This window comes from Bradyrhizobium sp. FW305-F6 (assembly GCF_058782905.1).
This window is the reverse complement of record NZ_JBYSYD010000001.1, coordinates 1,913,779-1,928,155: the sequence shown is the minus strand read 5'-3', so window position 1 is coordinate 1,928,155 and position 14,377 is coordinate 1,913,779. Positions and strand designations below refer to the sequence as shown.

Sequence of the window (14,377 nt, the reverse complement as noted above, 5' to 3'; positions counted from 1 at the left end):
GGTGCAGCCGGATCGACTCGATTGTCCAGGCAGTTCGTCGCGTCGATATCGGATGAGAGAGCCCATGCAGAATCTCAAGCGGGCATTTTGGGGCTGTCTGACGGTTCTGGTCGCGTTGTGGCTGCTGGTGGAGCACCAGCCGTTGGGCCCGGGCTCATTCTTTCCACTTCGCGAGAGAATGGTGCAGCTGAGCGGCGTCCTGGCCATCGGATGCATGAGCCTGGCCATGATTCTCGCCATGCGACCACGCTGGCCGGAGGCATGGCTTGGCGGCCTCGACAAGATGTACCGCTTGCACAAATGGCTCGGCATCGCGGCCCTGGTGATTGCCATCGTGCATTGGCTGTGGGCCAGCGGCCCGAAATGGGCGGTCGGCCTGAGGTTGCTGGCGCGACCGGAGCGCGGTGCACGGCCGGCCATCGAAAATCCGATCGAGGCATTCCTTGCCGGCCTGCGTGGACCGGCGGAGGGGCTGGGCGAGTGGGCTTTCTACGGCGCTGTGGTGCTGCTCGTTCTGGCGCTCGTTCGGGTGTTCCCCTACCGGCTCTTCTACAAGACCCACCGGCTGCTCGCCGTTGCTTACCTGGTGCTGGTCTTTCACGCGGTCGCGCTGATGAAGTTCAGCTATTGGATGTCTCCGCTCGGAGGGATCGTGGCGGCGCTGCTTGCCTGCGGTACATGGGCGGCGGCTCTTGCGCTCTTGCGGCGCATTGGGGCCGGACGCCAGATCAAGGGCAGGATCACCTCTCTCGAATATTATCCCGGCGTCAGAGCCATCGAAACGGAAATCGAAGTCCCGCATGGCTGGCCGGGCCATAGACCGGGGCAGTTCGCTTTCGCCACGTCGGATGCTTCGGAAGGCGCGCATCCTTATACGATTGCCTCCTGCTGGCGCGCCGAGTATCCGAGGATCACGTTCATCACCAAGGAACTCGGGGACCACACCAGCCGGCTGCGGCAGACGCTCCATGTCGGACAGGAGGTGAAGGTCGAAGGGCCCTATGGCTGCTTCACGTTCGACGATGATTGCTCGCGTCAGATCTGGATCGGAGCGGGCATCGGTATCACGCCTTTCGTCGCTCGCATGAAGCAGATGACGATTCCGCAGGATGCTCCGAATTGCACCGTGGCGCAGCCGGTCGACCTGTTTCACACCACGGCTGACGTCGACGAGGAAGCTCTCGGCAAGCTCGCGGCGGATGCGCGGTCAGCCGATGTCCGGCTGCAAGTTCTCGTCGACGCGCGTGATGGACGATTGACCGGCGAACGCATTCGCGAAGCCGTACCGGAATGGCGCAACGCGAGCATCTGGTTCTGCGGTCCGCCTGCCTTCGGTGAAGCGCTCAAGCGAGACTTCGGCGCACACGGATTCCCTGTCGGGCGGCGGTTTCATCAGGAGCTGTTCGCGATGCGATAGCGGGCGCGCGCCTGCATAACCGTTCCGATGAGGAGCGTTGCTGCCGCGGCGATTGCAAGCAACCCATCTTCATGTGAGTTCCCTCAAGTACGCGCCCGCGTTACGCGCGCGACTTCTCGAACCCCTGCATGAGTTTCGTGTCGCCGAGCACTTGGGCCCGCAGAGTTGGCCAATTTCCTTTGTGAACGACCCCCGCCTTGTATGACGCGCCGCCGGCTTTCTTCTTGAAGTCTGTCAACTGCTAGTGTACTGTGTTACGTATCGATACTGGCCGAACAACTGTTCCGCTTTCGCCTCAGATCCTGACGCGCGCACGTTTCAGACATTCTCCATCATCGACTAACCGGACGGCTGGCCGCAACTCCGCGCGCCGGGTCCTGCGCGTTTAAGGAAAACCTGATGAACACCGGTACAGTTAAGTGGTTTAATACCCAAAAGGGCTTCGGCTTTATCCAGCCATCAGACGGCACCAACGACGTCTTCGTTCACATCAGCGCGGTCGAACGCGCCGGTATGGGAACTCTGACGGAAGGTCAGACGCTGTCTTACGATGTCGTCGCAGACCGTCGTACGGGCAAGTCCGCCGCCGAAAATCTCCGTGCTGCTTAGTTGAGAGCACGACAGACCTGTCGCTCTAGCCACGGATGTACTGGTAGAGCTTGTGGTCCTGCCCCGCTTCCGAGGTATCGGGGCGGGGTTTTTCAATCGAGCAGGCAAAAGATCGAAGAGCGGCACACGACTGCGCCCTCCTGTTGCGCCTGTGTTCGGTGCACGACGTCAGCATGTTCACCAGCCGCATCGGGAACGTGATTTCTCAGTGCCGAGAGCAGGAGAGTCCATGAGCATCGTAAAACGTCATCTGGCCGTTCAAGAAGAACGTATGGTCCTGATCGAGGAGATTTGTATCGATACAGGAGCGCTTGTCTTGGACACTGCAACGGACGAAGTCTACTTCTCCGCGGACGAAGCAGCTTACAAGAACGCATACGTCACGGTGTTTCAAGCTTGGGCGAAGGGCACGATCAAGGGCACAGCGGAACAGATATTCGAGGCGACAAAATCCATTCTTGAAGACTAGCGAGATCGCCGATAGACGCGCAAACGTCGAGAGAGAGAGAATGTCATACGCTTACAAGCTAAATGAAGAGGTCCGGCACCAAACTCAGGGTCCGCAGGGACGCGCCGCAACCGAAGCGCCAAAGATCTACACGATCGTGCAGTGCATGCCGATCGAGTCCGATGGACGGGTGAGATACCGCATCAAGTGCAGGTCCGACAACATCGAGCGCGTGGTTACGGAAGATCAGCTTTCGTATTTTCACTGATCTCATAGCTTTCCCGCAAGCGTTCATCAGACAGTGCCTAGAGGCAGCAGGGAGGAAGAATGTCAGACCGGCGGGAGCTCTATCGGAGCCCAAACGGGGACGCATGGTTCGTCGCACGCGAGCCCACAAACGGTTACGCTTTCATCATCCACCAGCCCAATGCGCCCTCTGGTGGCCGGCTATCTCATATCGAGCTGGGCGAGTTCTTGCGCGACGGGAAGGGGCCCGAAAAGCAAGCGTTGTTGCGATTGATCGGAACGCTGGTCGAGATCCCGCCGTTTGCGTAGGAACCTTGCACTCGTCGATCATGGCCCACTCGTCTGATAACGCCGACGCATGTTGAGGGGGCCGGAATCATGCAAGAGTCCACACCTTCAGCCACGCCAGAAGCACCTGACGCCGCCTGAAGGGTTCATCGAGTCACTTCGCGTAACCCTGTGATCGGAGCCAAGCGATCCGACGCTCTCCATTCATCCATTCGTCAATTTCGGCTTTGCTTGTGAAGCCCGTAATCTCTCGCGCTTCTGCGCCCGGGTACTCGGCGATGATAGCCCAGTCGCCCTCGGATTTTCGAATTGGTTTGAAGTTCACTTTTACTTTTGCCATGCCCAACTATGCCGGAAGGCGGCCGAAAAGGGAACCCCGTTGTACCATCTTCGGCTTGGAGTAATTACCCTCCGCCCCTGGCTACTCAGGGATAAGTCTCAGAGCGCCGCACGCAGCAAGCCCTCGAATTCTTCTGCAGACGCTTTTCGCGGAGCGGTGGCGTTTGAGTGGTCGGCTAATGCTCGGACAACTGTTTGAGGAATATGCCGAGCCTCAAAACCCATTTGGCCGAGCGTGACCGGTAGCTTCAACGATTGAACGAGAGCGAACACTGCTGCGGCGAGGTCGGTTTCGCGCGAAATGCCGAATACATCGCTGAGCTTTTCGTACTTGTTCCCGACGCTTTGCGCGCTAAAGCGCAGGATGTGCGGCAGGAACACGCCGTTCAGCATACCGTGATGGAGCGTCGGTGAGCGCAATGCGCCGGCGGCGTGAGAAAGCGAGTGTACTGCGCCGAGCCCTTTCTGAAACGTGAGCCCACCTTCGAGTGCGGCCATCATCATTTCCCAACGCGCCTCGCGGTCGGCGCCGTTTGTCACGGCGCGCTGGATGAAGTGCCAAGCACGCTTCGCACCGTCGAGCGCGATCGCTTCCGCCGGCGGGTTGACCAACGGCGACAGGAACGTCTCGATGCAGTGCGTGAGCGCATCGATGCCGGTCGCCGCCGTCAACAATGGCGGCAGTCCCACCGTGAGTTCAGGGTCGCAGATCGCCCGTTTCGGTATCAAGTGGGGACTGATCAACGCCAGCTTCGATCCGTTGGTCAGATTGATCAAAGCTCCGCGGCCGACCTCGCTGCCAGTTCCTGCAGTGGTCGGAATGGCGATCACGGGCGCGACCTTCTCGGTGATCTTGCCGACGCCACCAAGGACTGCCGCATATTGCTCCAGCGGCCCCTCATGGGTGGCGGCCAAGGCTACGCCCTTGGCGAGGTCCATCGGCGAACCGCCGCCGAGCGCAATCACGCCATCGCAACCGCTTTGGCGGAAGGAGGCGACGCCTTCAAGGACTGCTTCTTCAGTCGGATTCGGCGGCGTGCCATTGAAGATCGCAATGGTCGTCGGATCGAGATGAGCCAGGACCTGCGCTGCAATGCCGGCCCGCTGCACGCCGGCGTCCGTGACGAGCAGCGGCCGACGAATTCCGAGTGCCGCCAGCTCGGTCGGCAGGCTCTTGATGGCACCGTGATCGAATATTGTTGTCGTCAGATATCCAATGGTCGACATAGCGAACTCCTCCCGGCTGGCGAAATTGTTGCGCCGCAAAACATTTTTATTCATCGGACATTTAACATCGGATGATTGCGAGCTCAACCAAATCGGTGTATGGCCTGAACATACCAGCCAGCCCAAGAGCCGGCGGTCGGGAGTGAACGGATTGTCGAACGCTAAGCGCGTCAAATCCACCGAGAAGCGTTTGAAGCCGGGCCGCATCCACGCGGTGCTGACAACGCTCGGCCGTGAGATCGCTCAAGAGGTCATCCCGGCCGGCGCGGTCCTGCCTCCCGAGAACGAACTCGAAATCCGCTTTGGCGTTGGCCGCGGCGTGGTTCGTGAAGCGATCAAAATGCTTGCAGGGAAGGGACTCGTCAGTGTGCGGCCGCGCCACGGCACTCACGTGTTGCCGCGGCGCGACTGGAGTCTTCTCGATCGTGATGTGTTGAACTGGCTGGTCGGTGAGGATCAGCTCGACCGTGAGCTGCTGCTGGCTATTCAGGAAGTACGCTCGATCATCGAGCCAGCCGCTGCTGCGCTCGCGGCGACCCGCGCCACCAGGCAGGACCGGCAAAGGATCAATGCAGCGCTGAGGGCGATGGAAGAATCCGACAATCAGGCTGCCGCAACGGCCGCGGACAAGGCTTTTCACCTCGCTATCCTGGACGCAACGCACAATCCGGTGCTGCAGGGCTTTCGCGGTGCGATCGACACGATCCTGAGCGCTGTGTTTGTTGTCGCTGTTGATAGCGTTGCCGGCTGGTTCGAGGACAACATCCCAAACCACGCTGCCGTTGCTCGTGCCATCGACGAAGGCGATGCAAACAAAGCCCGCAAAGCCATGGAGCGAGTTCTTGGTTTGACCCACTCCCAACTGTCCAAGAAAAGTGTAGGCGCCGTTCGGCGGAATGCCAGGCCAAGCGGCAGCCGTACCCTGAGGCAAGCGTGATGCTGTGGAGGCTCTCTTCGGCACTTTGGTTCTGCGCGCCCTTTATGGTGCTCCTCGTTCTATGGGCCGTTTTCATCCCGTATTTCGACGTCAATCCCCGGCTGTTTCCTCACCTCTCCTCTGTGGTCCAGGCTGGAATTGAGGGAATAGAAGATGGCACCCTCATTCGGCACATCGGTGCAAGCCTGTTGCGCGTCGCCGTCGGCACGGTGCTCGCGCTCTTGATCGCCATTCCCTTGGGCGTCGCGATGGGCGTGAGCCCGATCATCTCGAGCTTCCTGACGCCCCTATTCAGGTTCTTCTCGGTGCTGGCTGGCATCGCGTGGATCCCGATCGCGACGCTATGGTTCGGCTACGGCTTCGGCGCCATCACCTTTGTGATCTTCAATGCCGTGTTCTTCATCGTGACGTACAACACGCTGCTCGGCGTATCGACCATTCCCTTGCAGGTGCGCAATGCGGCCGCATCGCTCGGTGCGGGACGATGGGCGATGTTGACCGAAGTGCTGCTGCCGGGGGCGCTTCCCAATATCGTCACCGGCATACGCACCGGACTGGGTTTTGCCTGGCGCGGGCTGATCGCCGCCGAGATGATCGCCACCAATGTGGGCCTCGGTTACATGCTGTTCGTGGCGCGCGACTTCTATCGAACGGAAGTGATCGTGCTCGGCATGATCGTGATCGGCGTGCTTTGGCTCCTGCTCGACCGGCTGGTCCTGGCACCCATCGAACGCGCCACCATCGAACGCTGGGGCATGGTGCAGCGCGCATGAAGCAGTTTCTACTCAAGATGTGGAGCCACTGCGTTCGCCTGACGGCGCGCTGGCCGTCGATCGCGTCCATCGCTCCCTTCATTCCGGTGGTCGCGGCGTGGTGGATCGTCACAGAGCTGCAAATATTCCCGCGCGTGTTCCTGCCTGGACCGGTGGAGGTCGTGCGCTCGTTCGGATCGCTGGTCTATACGGGCATCCTTCCGGCGTACCTCCAGGACAGCATCGTACGCTTGGCCGTCGGTGCCTTTTGGGGCGTCGCCCTAGGCATCCCTCTTGGTATCCTGGTTGGTCTCAATCAGCGCGCGCGTACGGCTCTGTGGCCGCTGCTTCTGTTCTTTCAGGCCATCGGCGATATCGCCTGGCTGCCGATCCTGGTGATCTGGTTCGGCTATGGCCTCACGACCATCACGGTCGTGATCGTCTACACGGTCATCTTCCCCGTTGTCCTTAACACGGTGCTGGGCGTGCGCTCGATCCCCATCACCCTGCATCGCGCGGCCCAGAGCCTGGGCGCCTCGCGCATTCGCATGCTGTGGGAAGTGGTGCTGCCGGGCGCGCTGCCCAACATCGTGACCGGCCTGCGCAACGGACTCGGCTATGGCTGGCGCGCTCTGATCGCAACCGAAATTATCGTCGGCACCAGCGGTATCGGATTTTTGATGTTCGACGCGCGCCGCTCCGGGTCTGTCGTCGAGATCCTGCTCGGCATGATCATCCTGGGAATTCTCTGGTACATCGTCGACAGCTGGATATTGGCACCGATCGAGCGGGCGACGGGACAGCGGTGGGGGCTGGTGACGCGATGAAGGATCTGACTATCCGCAACCTGTCGAAGACGTATTTCGACCCCTATGCCGGCACCAACGTCACCGCAGTGCATGACGTGTCGTTGAAGGTGGAGCAGGGCGAGTTCGTCTGCATCGTCGGTCCTTCGGGCTGCGGCAAGACGACGATCCTCAACATGATCGCGGGCTTCATCCCGTATACGGGCGGCGAGATCCTGGTTGGCGGCCGTCCGGTCAAGGGGCCAGGCCCCGACCGCGGCGTGGTGTTCCAATCCTTCGCCCTGTTTCCCTGGCGAACCGTGCTCGAGAATGTCGCCTTCGGTCCGAAGATGCGCGGCGTCCGCAAGGTCGAACGCGAGCAGATCGCGCATGAATATCTGGCGCTCGCCAAGCTGACCGAGGCAGCCGGGCGTTATCCCGCCGAATTGTCGGGCGGCATGCAGCAGCGCGTCGGCGTGGTGCGTGCGCTGGCGAACGAACCGGACGTGCTGCTGATGGATGAGCCGTTCGCGAGCGTCGACGCCCAGACCCGCATGACGCTCCAGGAAGAACTGACGCGGATCTGGCAGGAGAAGCGGCCGACGGTCATCTTCATCACGCATGACGTGGCAGAAGCCGTGTTTCTCGCCAACCGGGTGGTCGCGCTGTCGAAGGGACGCGTGCTCGATGATATTGCCGTTGACTTGCCACGGCCACGATCATGGGACGCTCTGAACGATGATGCGCGGTTCAAGGAATTGTCGAACCGCGTCCTTCAACTCGTGCGGTCGGCGTGAGCCATGTTGAAAGATGCCCTTCGATCGCGAAAGGCGCACATCCTCATGGCGGTGGCGCTCGGCTATCTGGCCTGGCAGCTTTGGCTGACCATCGCCGCACCGCGCAAGATCGCGAACTTCGCCGGCGGCTCGGACAAGGTGAATATCCTCGTCGTGCTGCCGTTCGAACCTGAACGTTTTCACGTTCAGCTGATGCAGACGTACGGCCGGGTATCCGGAACACAAGAAAAATCCGTTGAAGTTCGAGGAGTGAAACGAGCGGACTTGACGACCGTCGCCCGGCCTTACTGGGTGACGCGCATCGAGCCGCTTCAACCGGGAGGATGACACAAATGCGACGACTTGCGATGCTTCTCTGCGCCTTGTTGCTGCTGCCGTCATTGGCAATGGCGCAAGCCAAGGATCCCATAAAACTCAAGGTCGGCATGGTGGCAGCGGTGGACATGCTGGCGCTGCCGATTGCACTGGAGCGCGGCTTTTTCGAAAAGTACGGGCTCGACGTCACCATCGCTCGCCCATACGCAACCGGCGTCGATGCGCTCAATGCCTTGCAGGCCGGTGAAACCGACATGGTGCAAGCCGGCGTCCCGTCCATCGGCGCAATTCTACGCAACATGGACCTGGTTTTCTTCGGCAACTTCAGCGGCAGCGCCACGAAGCTTGGATCCGATGCCACGCTCGCCCTCATTGCCAACGGCGACTCCGGCATCGTCAAAGGCGACCTGAAAAGCCTCAAGGGCAAGAAGATCGCGACCTCCTTCGGCACGATCAACCATCTCTACATTCTCGGCTTGCTCGAAAAGGCGGGCCTCGCGACGAGTGACGTGACGCTGATCAACACGCCGCCGCCGGAAATGAGCGTGGCGCTACTCGCCAAGGGCGTGGATGCATTTGTGTGCTGGGACCCGGCACCGGTGATTGCGATGAAGGATGTGCCTGGGGCTGTCGAGGTGATCCGCGGCGGTGACGTCATCTCCTATCTCGGTTTCAATGTCGCGCTGCGGCCTTGGGTGGAGAAGAATGGGGCGACGATCGAGAAATTCCTGGCAGCTGTGTCGGAGGCCGACCAGTGGATGCGCAAGAACCCCAAGCAAGCCGCATCCATCGGCACGCGCTGGATTCCGGGGTTGAAGCTCGACGTGGCGGAGACCGCGATGCAGTACAACATCCAGCAGGTGGATCGCCGCATTTCCGCGCACAATTATCGCGCGCTTTGGAAGGCGCAGGATACGCTGCATCGGCTCGGCGTGATCAAGTCGGTGTTCGACGTGAACAAGCACATCGAGCCGAAATTCATCCTCAATGTGATGAATACCTATCCGGACCTGTTCTCCGATCTGCAGCCCATTCCTGCAGACGTCGCGATTAAGCCGGGCTTCGTGTTCAAGCCCTGAAGCCGAGTGTTGCCGCGCGCCCTCCAGCCGGTGCGCGGCAACAGAGGTCCTGCTTCCAAACAAAGATATGTGCACAATCTCCTAACCGCTCTGTGCGCAACTCGCGATGTGTCTGTTATGTCTCGAAAAGCAGACAATCGGGCCATGGCGTCTGTCCACGCTAGGCCAGTTCGGCCTAGCGTGGACGAGCCTGTTTGATCAAACGGTCGGGACGGTGCCGCCGTCGATGACAAACTCAGCGCCGTGGATCGAAGCGGCGCGATCCGAGGCCAAGTAGGCGATGAGGTCGGCGACCTCTAGGGGTTCGGCGCCTCGACCGATGGAAATGCCACCGAGGCCGGCCAGCACCAGTTGGCGCGCGTCCTCGATAGTGCCACCGTTGGCGGCTTGGATGCGCTCGAGAAATAGATCGGTCCCCTCGGTCATGATCCAGCCGGGAGAGACGACATTGACCCTCACGCCCTTGGGACCCAGCTCCTTGGAGATGGACTTGCTGTAAGTCCGGAGCGCGGCCTTGGCGCTCGCGTAGGCGGTGGTCGCGTCGGGAAGCGGCAAGACCGACTGGATGGAGGTGACGTGCACCACCGCGCCATGGCCTCGCTCGATCATCTGCGGAATCAGCAGCCGGTCGAGACGGACTGTGGCCAGGAGGTTCAGGTTGAGCTCGGACAGCCAATGGTCGTCCGACAGGGCGACGAAGCCGCCACCCGGCGTGGCCGAGCCTCCCAGCACATGGGCTAGGATGTCGACGCCTCCTAGACGCTCGACCGCCGCTTTGGCCAGGCTTGCCCCGCCCTCAGCCGTCGTCAGGTCCGCCTGGACAAATTCGACGCCATCGATGGGCTCCAGTTCTCCGCGGGCGGCGGTGATGACCCGGGCGCCGCCGGCCAGAAAGCGGTCGACGGTGGCGCGGCCCAGACCCTTGGTGCCGCCGCTGATGAGCACGCGCTTTCCCGCGAACTCGGTCGGATCAGCCTTGATGGTCATGCCGTGATCTCCAGGGCCTTGATGGCGTCGTCTTCGAGGGTGAAGCGGTAGGTGAAGCGGATCGGGCTGCCTTTGAAGTCGCCATGGCCGGGGCCCTCGACGACGACCTGACCGCCCTCGTGGCGGACGGTGTCGGGTGTGAAGATCGCCTTCGCTCCGACGACCGCCTCTTCAAGTAACGACCTGATTTCGGCGGCCCCGCGAAGAACGGCGCCGTTATCGCGAAGGACGGCCTCGGCGGCGAAGGGGGCCAGCATGCCGTCAACATCCAGGCGGGCGTTCGCGGCCACATACGCGGCAATCGGGGATGGAAGTTCGAGCGTCATGTCTTGTCCTTTTTACTGCGGGCGTTGCCGGGAGCGGCTGCAAGTGCAGCTGCCAGCCAAAATAGCGGTGGACAGCTCGCGCGATAATCAGGACAATTCGGGATGCCTCATCACGAAAGACGGGATAATAGTGCAAAGTGGCCTGACTGAATTGGACGCAGTTCTCATGGTGGCGCGCCGGGGCAAGTTTCGGACGGCAGCGCTCGAGCTCGGAGTTTCGACGACTGCGCTCAGCAATGCGGTGGGAAAGCTGGAGCGTACGCTCGGCGTCCGGCTCTTCAACCGGACGACGCGAAGTGTCTCGTTGACCGAGGCAGGCCAACGGTTCGTCGCGCAAGTCGCTCCGGCCGTGCAGGACATTCATGAGGCGATGGAGGTTGCGCGCTCTCAGCAGGCGGTGCCGTCGGGCACGCTGCGCATCAACGCGTTTCCGACGGCGGCGCGGGAGATCTTCAGTTCGCTCGTCCTACCGTTCCTGCGCGTGCATCCACAGGTCCACATCGATATCGTCACGGAGGGCCGCCTGGTGGACATTGTCGCGGGCGGCTTCGACCTCGGCGTCCGAAGTGCCGACCTCGTACCGGCCGACATGATCGCGATCCCGTTGGGTGTCGGGCGGCGAAGTGTCGTCGTGGGCACGCCGAGCTATTTGAAAACGCATGGGACGCCCCTGATCCCTCAGGATCTTGCCGGGCATTCCTGTCTCCGCGTCCGGCTTCCCGATGGCGCGATCTACCGCTGGCCGTTCGAGAAGGACGGACAATCGGTCCACATCGACGTCCAGGGCCCCATCACCCTCGATGAAGCGAGCCTCGCACGCACCGCCGCCCTCGCTTCCGTCGGTCTCACCCTCGCGATGGAGTCCGACGTGCGAGACGACATCGAGGCAGGCCGCCTTGTGCGCGTGCTTGAGGATTGGACCCCCACTCGGTCGCCGTTGAGCCTCTATTATCCGAGCCGCCGCAACCCGACCGCCGCGTTCAAGGCGTTCGTCGACTTCGCGCGGCGGCAAAGTGGAGCTGGCATTACGCCGTCCAAGCGTCGGAAACGCCAGTAACGGACATTCGAGCGCTTTACGGCGACCGCAAGGTGATCACCGAGGCGATCGGCCGTGCCCGGGGCGGGAATCAGGTCGCGGGAAATTCCGTCCTGCGATAGCCGGGCTCGCAACGCGGCCGGCGGCAAAGCCCCATGCTCGCCGCGATCTTGCCGTGCCGGCCAGTCCCTGTAAGCTCTCCAAAACAACAGGGAAGGGTGCGATGGGAGGAGTTTTGGAGGGCGTGCGCGTGCTCGATTTCGGGCGCTATATCGCAGGGCCCTATTGCGCGACCTTGCTGGCCGAGTTCGGAGCCGAGGTCATCCGCGTCGAGAAGCGCGAGGGCAGCGAAGACCGTTTCGTGGCGCCGGTGGGCGAGGGCGGCGAAGGCGCGCTGTTTCTCCAGATCAATCGCAACAAGAAGTGCATCACGCTCGATCCGATGAAGCCGGAGGGGCAGGCGGTGATGCGGCGCCTGGTCGCCACCGCGGACGTCGTCGTCGCCAATTTGCCGCCGCAGACCTTGCGCGCCATGAAGCTCGACTATGATTCCTTGAAGGCCATCAAGCCGGACATCATCCTGACCACGGCGACCGCGTTCGGCGGCCCGGGGCCCTGGTCCGACCGCGTTGGTTTCGACGGCGTCGGGCAGGTGATGTCCGGTGCGGTGTACATGACGGGCGCGGGCGATCCGCCGTACCGGGCCGCGGTGAACTGGGTCGATTTCGGCACCGCGCTGCATTGCGCGTTCGGCACACTCGCCGCGCTGATCGAGCGCGGCAAGTCCGGGCGCGGACAGATCGTCGAGGGCGCGCTGCTCGCAACCGCTCTGTCCTTCACCAATGCGACGCTGATCGAGCAGGCCGTCATCGACGTCAACCGCGTGCCGACAGGCAATCTTGGCCAGACCTCGGCACCAGCCGACATCTACCGCACCACGGACGGCTGGGTGCTGTGCCAGGTCACCGGCCATCCGCTGTTCAAGCGCTGGGCGAGGCTGATGGGCGAGGAGGAGCTTTGGCTGAACGATCCGCGCTTTGCCGACGACATCAGCCGCGGCAACAACGGAGCGATCATCAGCGAGCGGATGGCGCGCTGGTGCGCCGAGCGTACCACGCAGGACGCCGTCGACGCGCTGGGCCAGGCGATGATCCCGACCGGCCCGGTGCTCTCACCGCAACAAGCGCTGGATCACCCGCACATCCGTGCCGCCGGCTTCATGCAGGACATCGATTATCCCGGCCTGCCGAAACAGGCACCGGTGTCGCGCGCCGCGGTGCGGCTGTCGGAAACGCCGGGCAAGATCGCAAGCCGCCCGCCGACGCTCGGCGAGCACACTGATCGCGTCCTCGCCGAGCTCGGCTATGACGAGGCGGAGATCGCCGCGCTTCGGCACGGCGGTGTCATCTAGCGCGGAATGGTTTTGGGTTGAATCGATTGCCACGCGCCCGGTGCAACCTCTCCCGCTTGCGGGAGAGGTTGCGGCGCGAAGCGACGCGGGTGAGGGCTTTCTCCTCTAGGGGATTGTCCCGTTGCGGAAGCACCCTCTCCCCAACCCTCTCCCGCAAGCGGGAGAGGGAGCGCACCTCCATCGTTGCGCGATCGAGCCCCATTTCATCGCGCTTAGGCATCACAGCAGCTGCTTCAGCGCCTTTGCATCGGCCGGCGCGGCGCTCTTCTGGTCGTTGTCGAAATAGACGTAGACGTCGCAGCCCTGCCGCTTCCACGACTTGATGCGCTTGGCCCATTGCGCCAGCGCGGCCTTGGTGTAGTGCCCGTGATAGCGTCCGCCCGGCCCGTGTCCGCGCACATAGACGAAATCAGCCGTGCGCTTCCACGGCGCCGGCGCATCGTGATGGTCGGACAGGCACAGCGAGATGTTCTCGTCCGCCAGCATGCGCAGGATGCGCGGCTGGTACCAGCTCGGATGACGGAATTCGAAACTGTAACGCCGCTTCCGCGACAGCAGCTTGAAGAAGGAGGCGAGCCGGTCGGCGTTCGCCTCGAATTGCGGCGGCAGCTGGAACAGGATCGGGCCGGCCTTGCCGCCGAGCCGCGAAATGCGGTCCTCCAGCAGCTCGAGGCTGTTGACGGAGCGCTCCGACAGCCGCTTCCAATGCGTGATGAACTTGGACGCCTTCCACGCGAACACGAAGTCGCGCCCGGTCTGCTCGCGCCAGCCTTGCACCGCCTCGGGCGTCGGCGTGCGGTAGAACACCCCGTTCAGCTCGGTGGTGTCGAACTGTCCGGCGTAATAGCTGAGCTGCTGCTTCAGCGTCACGCCCTCCGGGAAGAACGGTCCGCGCCAGGAGGCGTAGTGCCAGCCGGAGGTTCCGATCAGAACGCGCGCCATGTTTCACGTGCCATCCCTTGTCATCTGCCGGGAGGGAACGCGCGTGCGGCCGATACGTTGCTCGTGAGCTTGATCAATGCGAGCACCGGAACCGATGTACGCGCTGTTCGAAGGCAACAAGCAGATCGGCGATCCCTTTCCGACCGAAAAGGAAGTGTGGGAGGCCGCCCTGATCGAGGGCCTCGTGACCGACGTTCCCGTCGTGGACGAGGAGGGCGGCAATCTCTTGCCGGCCGGCTACCACGTCGCGCGCATCGAGGAGAATTTCGCGCCGCGGCCCGATTGGAAGCTGCCGCGCGAGATCTCGTGATACTGATGTCTCGTGGTTAAGTTGGCTGTCGCGGTTTGTTCACCTCTCCCGCTTGCGGGAGAGGTCGCGCCGAAGGCGCGGGTGAGGGCTTTCTCCTCTTGGGGATTGTCCCATCGCGGCAATACC

Annotated in this window: 16 protein-coding genes; 12 read left to right on the top strand and 4 right to left on the bottom strand. The window is 62.3% G+C overall.

Annotation, left to right across the window (positions count from 1 at the left end; translation table 11 throughout):
* Positions 1-64 precede the first annotated feature (64 nt).
* The 3 genes from AC3WLX_RS09310 (at position 65) to AC3WLX_RS09300 (ending at position 2,495) form a co-directional block, all read left to right on the top strand.
* On the top strand, positions 65-1,417 hold the full coding sequence (locus AC3WLX_RS09310; protein WP_492335603.1) for a ferredoxin reductase family protein: 1,353 nt from the start codon (positions 65-67) through the stop codon (positions 1,415-1,417).
* A gap of 399 nt (positions 1,418-1,816) precedes the next feature.
* Positions 1,817-2,026: a cold-shock protein gene (locus AC3WLX_RS09305; RefSeq protein WP_291620173.1), complete on the top strand. Its 210-nt coding sequence runs from the start codon at positions 1,817-1,819 to the stop codon at positions 2,024-2,026.
* Between the two features lie 229 nt (positions 2,027-2,255).
* The gene (locus AC3WLX_RS09300; RefSeq protein ID WP_291620171.1) at positions 2,256-2,495 is read left to right on the top strand and encodes a hypothetical protein; all 240 of its coding nucleotides are present in this window, start codon (positions 2,256-2,258) and stop codon (positions 2,493-2,495) included.
* Between the two features lie 951 nt (positions 2,496-3,446).
* On the opposite strand, the gene gbd is transcribed toward AC3WLX_RS09300, so the two are convergent.
* Positions 3,447-4,574 (bottom strand): 4-hydroxybutyrate dehydrogenase, encoded by a 1,128-nt coding sequence (gene gbd, locus AC3WLX_RS09295; RefSeq protein WP_492335602.1) that lies wholly within the window; start codon positions 4,572-4,574, stop codon positions 3,447-3,449.
* A 151-nt stretch (positions 4,575-4,725) separates the two neighbouring features.
* Between gbd and AC3WLX_RS09290 the strand changes: the two genes are divergently transcribed.
* The 6 genes from AC3WLX_RS09290 to AC3WLX_RS09265 are packed head-to-tail and all read left to right on the top strand — an operon-like array spanning position 4,726 to position 9,239.
* Positions 4,726-5,511 (top strand): FadR/GntR family transcriptional regulator, encoded by a 786-nt coding sequence (locus tag AC3WLX_RS09290; RefSeq protein ID WP_492335943.1) that lies wholly within the window; start codon positions 4,726-4,728, stop codon positions 5,509-5,511.
* A 44-nt stretch (positions 5,512-5,555) separates the two neighbouring features.
* Positions 5,556-6,284 carry an ABC transporter permease gene (locus AC3WLX_RS09285; protein ID WP_492335601.1) on the top strand — a complete coding sequence of 243 codons (729 nt, stop codon included), beginning with the start codon at positions 5,556-5,558 and terminating at the stop codon, positions 6,282-6,284.
* Positions 6,281-7,090 (top strand): ABC transporter permease, encoded by an 810-nt coding sequence (locus tag AC3WLX_RS09280; RefSeq protein ID WP_492335600.1) that lies wholly within the window; start codon positions 6,281-6,283, stop codon positions 7,088-7,090. Before AC3WLX_RS09285 ends, AC3WLX_RS09280 begins: the two co-directional genes overlap by 4 nt.
* Positions 7,087-7,845, top strand: coding sequence for an ABC transporter ATP-binding protein (locus AC3WLX_RS09275; RefSeq protein WP_291620162.1), 759 nt, complete (start codon positions 7,087-7,089; stop codon positions 7,843-7,845). Before AC3WLX_RS09280 ends, AC3WLX_RS09275 begins: the two co-directional genes overlap by 4 nt.
* A 3-nt stretch (positions 7,846-7,848) precedes the next feature.
* Entirely contained in the window at positions 7,849-8,172 is a 324-nt protein-coding gene (locus AC3WLX_RS09270; RefSeq protein WP_291620160.1) for a hypothetical protein, read from the top strand.
* 35 nt (positions 8,173-8,207) lie between these two features.
* Positions 8,208-9,239: an ABC transporter substrate-binding protein gene (locus AC3WLX_RS09265; protein WP_492335599.1), complete on the top strand. Its 1,032-nt coding sequence runs from the start codon at positions 8,208-8,210 to the stop codon at positions 9,237-9,239.
* A gap of 198 nt (positions 9,240-9,437) precedes the next feature.
* Here the strand turns inward: AC3WLX_RS09265 and AC3WLX_RS09260 are convergent, their stop codons facing one another.
* Both AC3WLX_RS09260 and AC3WLX_RS09255 read right to left on the bottom strand, forming a co-directional pair.
* Positions 9,438-10,226, bottom strand: coding sequence for an SDR family oxidoreductase (locus tag AC3WLX_RS09260; protein WP_492335598.1), 789 nt, complete (start codon positions 10,224-10,226; stop codon positions 9,438-9,440).
* Complete coding sequence (locus AC3WLX_RS09255) at positions 10,223-10,552, bottom strand: nuclear transport factor 2 family protein (RefSeq protein WP_492335597.1); 330 nt, start codon at positions 10,550-10,552, stop codon at positions 10,223-10,225. The genes AC3WLX_RS09260 and AC3WLX_RS09255 overlap by 4 nt, the downstream gene beginning before the upstream one ends.
* Before the next feature lie 127 nt (positions 10,553-10,679).
* Here AC3WLX_RS09255 and AC3WLX_RS09250 point away from each other — a divergent pair, with 127 nt between their 5' ends.
* Together AC3WLX_RS09250 and AC3WLX_RS09245 are read left to right on the top strand one after the other, a co-directional pair.
* The gene (locus AC3WLX_RS09250; protein ID WP_291620192.1) at positions 10,680-11,609 is read left to right on the top strand and encodes a LysR family transcriptional regulator; all 930 of its coding nucleotides are present in this window, start codon (positions 10,680-10,682) and stop codon (positions 11,607-11,609) included.
* A 202-nt stretch (positions 11,610-11,811) separates the two neighbouring features.
* A complete protein-coding gene (locus tag AC3WLX_RS09245; protein WP_492335596.1) occupies positions 11,812-12,999 on the top strand; it encodes a CaiB/BaiF CoA transferase family protein in 1,188 nt (395 codons plus the stop codon).
* Between the two features lie 219 nt (positions 13,000-13,218).
* Here AC3WLX_RS09245 and AC3WLX_RS09240 read toward each other — a convergent pair whose 3' ends face one another.
* A complete protein-coding gene (locus AC3WLX_RS09240) occupies positions 13,219-13,941 on the bottom strand; it encodes a DUF72 domain-containing protein (protein WP_492335595.1) in 723 nt (240 codons plus the stop codon).
* A 76-nt stretch (positions 13,942-14,017) separates the two neighbouring features.
* Between AC3WLX_RS09240 and AC3WLX_RS09235 the strand changes: the two genes are divergently transcribed.
* Positions 14,018-14,251 carry a hypothetical protein gene (locus tag AC3WLX_RS09235; protein ID WP_492335594.1) on the top strand — a complete coding sequence of 78 codons (234 nt, stop codon included), beginning with the start codon at positions 14,018-14,020 and terminating at the stop codon, positions 14,249-14,251.
* Positions 14,252-14,377 lie beyond the last annotated feature (126 nt).

What these genes read in the sequence shown, in the direction of transcription:
- AC3WLX_RS09285 (WP_492335601.1), top strand. Translation starts at nt 5,556, where the DNA reads ATGGTGCTCCTCGTTCTATGGGCCGTTTTCATCCCGTATTTCGACGTC.
- AC3WLX_RS09260 (WP_492335598.1), bottom strand. Translation starts at nt 10,226, where the DNA reads ATGACCATCAAGGCTGATCCGACCGAGTTCGCGGGAAAGCGCGTGCTC.
- AC3WLX_RS09270 (WP_291620160.1), top strand. Translation starts at nt 7,849, where the DNA reads ATGTTGAAAGATGCCCTTCGATCGCGAAAGGCGCACATCCTCATGGCG.
- AC3WLX_RS09275 (WP_291620162.1), top strand. Translation starts at nt 7,087, where the DNA reads ATGAAGGATCTGACTATCCGCAACCTGTCGAAGACGTATTTCGACCCC.
- AC3WLX_RS09310 (WP_492335603.1), top strand. Translation starts at nt 65, where the DNA reads ATGCAGAATCTCAAGCGGGCATTTTGGGGCTGTCTGACGGTTCTGGTC.
- AC3WLX_RS09305 (WP_291620173.1), top strand. Translation starts at nt 1,817, where the DNA reads ATGAACACCGGTACAGTTAAGTGGTTTAATACCCAAAAGGGCTTCGGC.
- AC3WLX_RS09280 (WP_492335600.1), top strand. Translation starts at nt 6,281, where the DNA reads ATGAAGCAGTTTCTACTCAAGATGTGGAGCCACTGCGTTCGCCTGACG.
- AC3WLX_RS09235 (WP_492335594.1), top strand. Translation starts at nt 14,018, where the DNA reads ATGCGAGCACCGGAACCGATGTACGCGCTGTTCGAAGGCAACAAGCAG.
- AC3WLX_RS09255 (WP_492335597.1), bottom strand. Translation starts at nt 10,552, where the DNA reads ATGACGCTCGAACTTCCATCCCCGATTGCCGCGTATGTGGCCGCGAAC.
- AC3WLX_RS09300 (WP_291620171.1), top strand. Translation starts at nt 2,256, where the DNA reads ATGAGCATCGTAAAACGTCATCTGGCCGTTCAAGAAGAACGTATGGTC.
- gbd (WP_492335602.1), bottom strand. Translation starts at nt 4,574, where the DNA reads ATGTCGACCATTGGATATCTGACGACAACAATATTCGATCACGGTGCC.
- AC3WLX_RS09245 (WP_492335596.1), top strand. Translation starts at nt 11,812, where the DNA reads ATGGGAGGAGTTTTGGAGGGCGTGCGCGTGCTCGATTTCGGGCGCTAT.
- AC3WLX_RS09240 (WP_492335595.1), bottom strand. Translation starts at nt 13,941, where the DNA reads ATGGCGCGCGTTCTGATCGGAACCTCCGGCTGGCACTACGCCTCCTGG.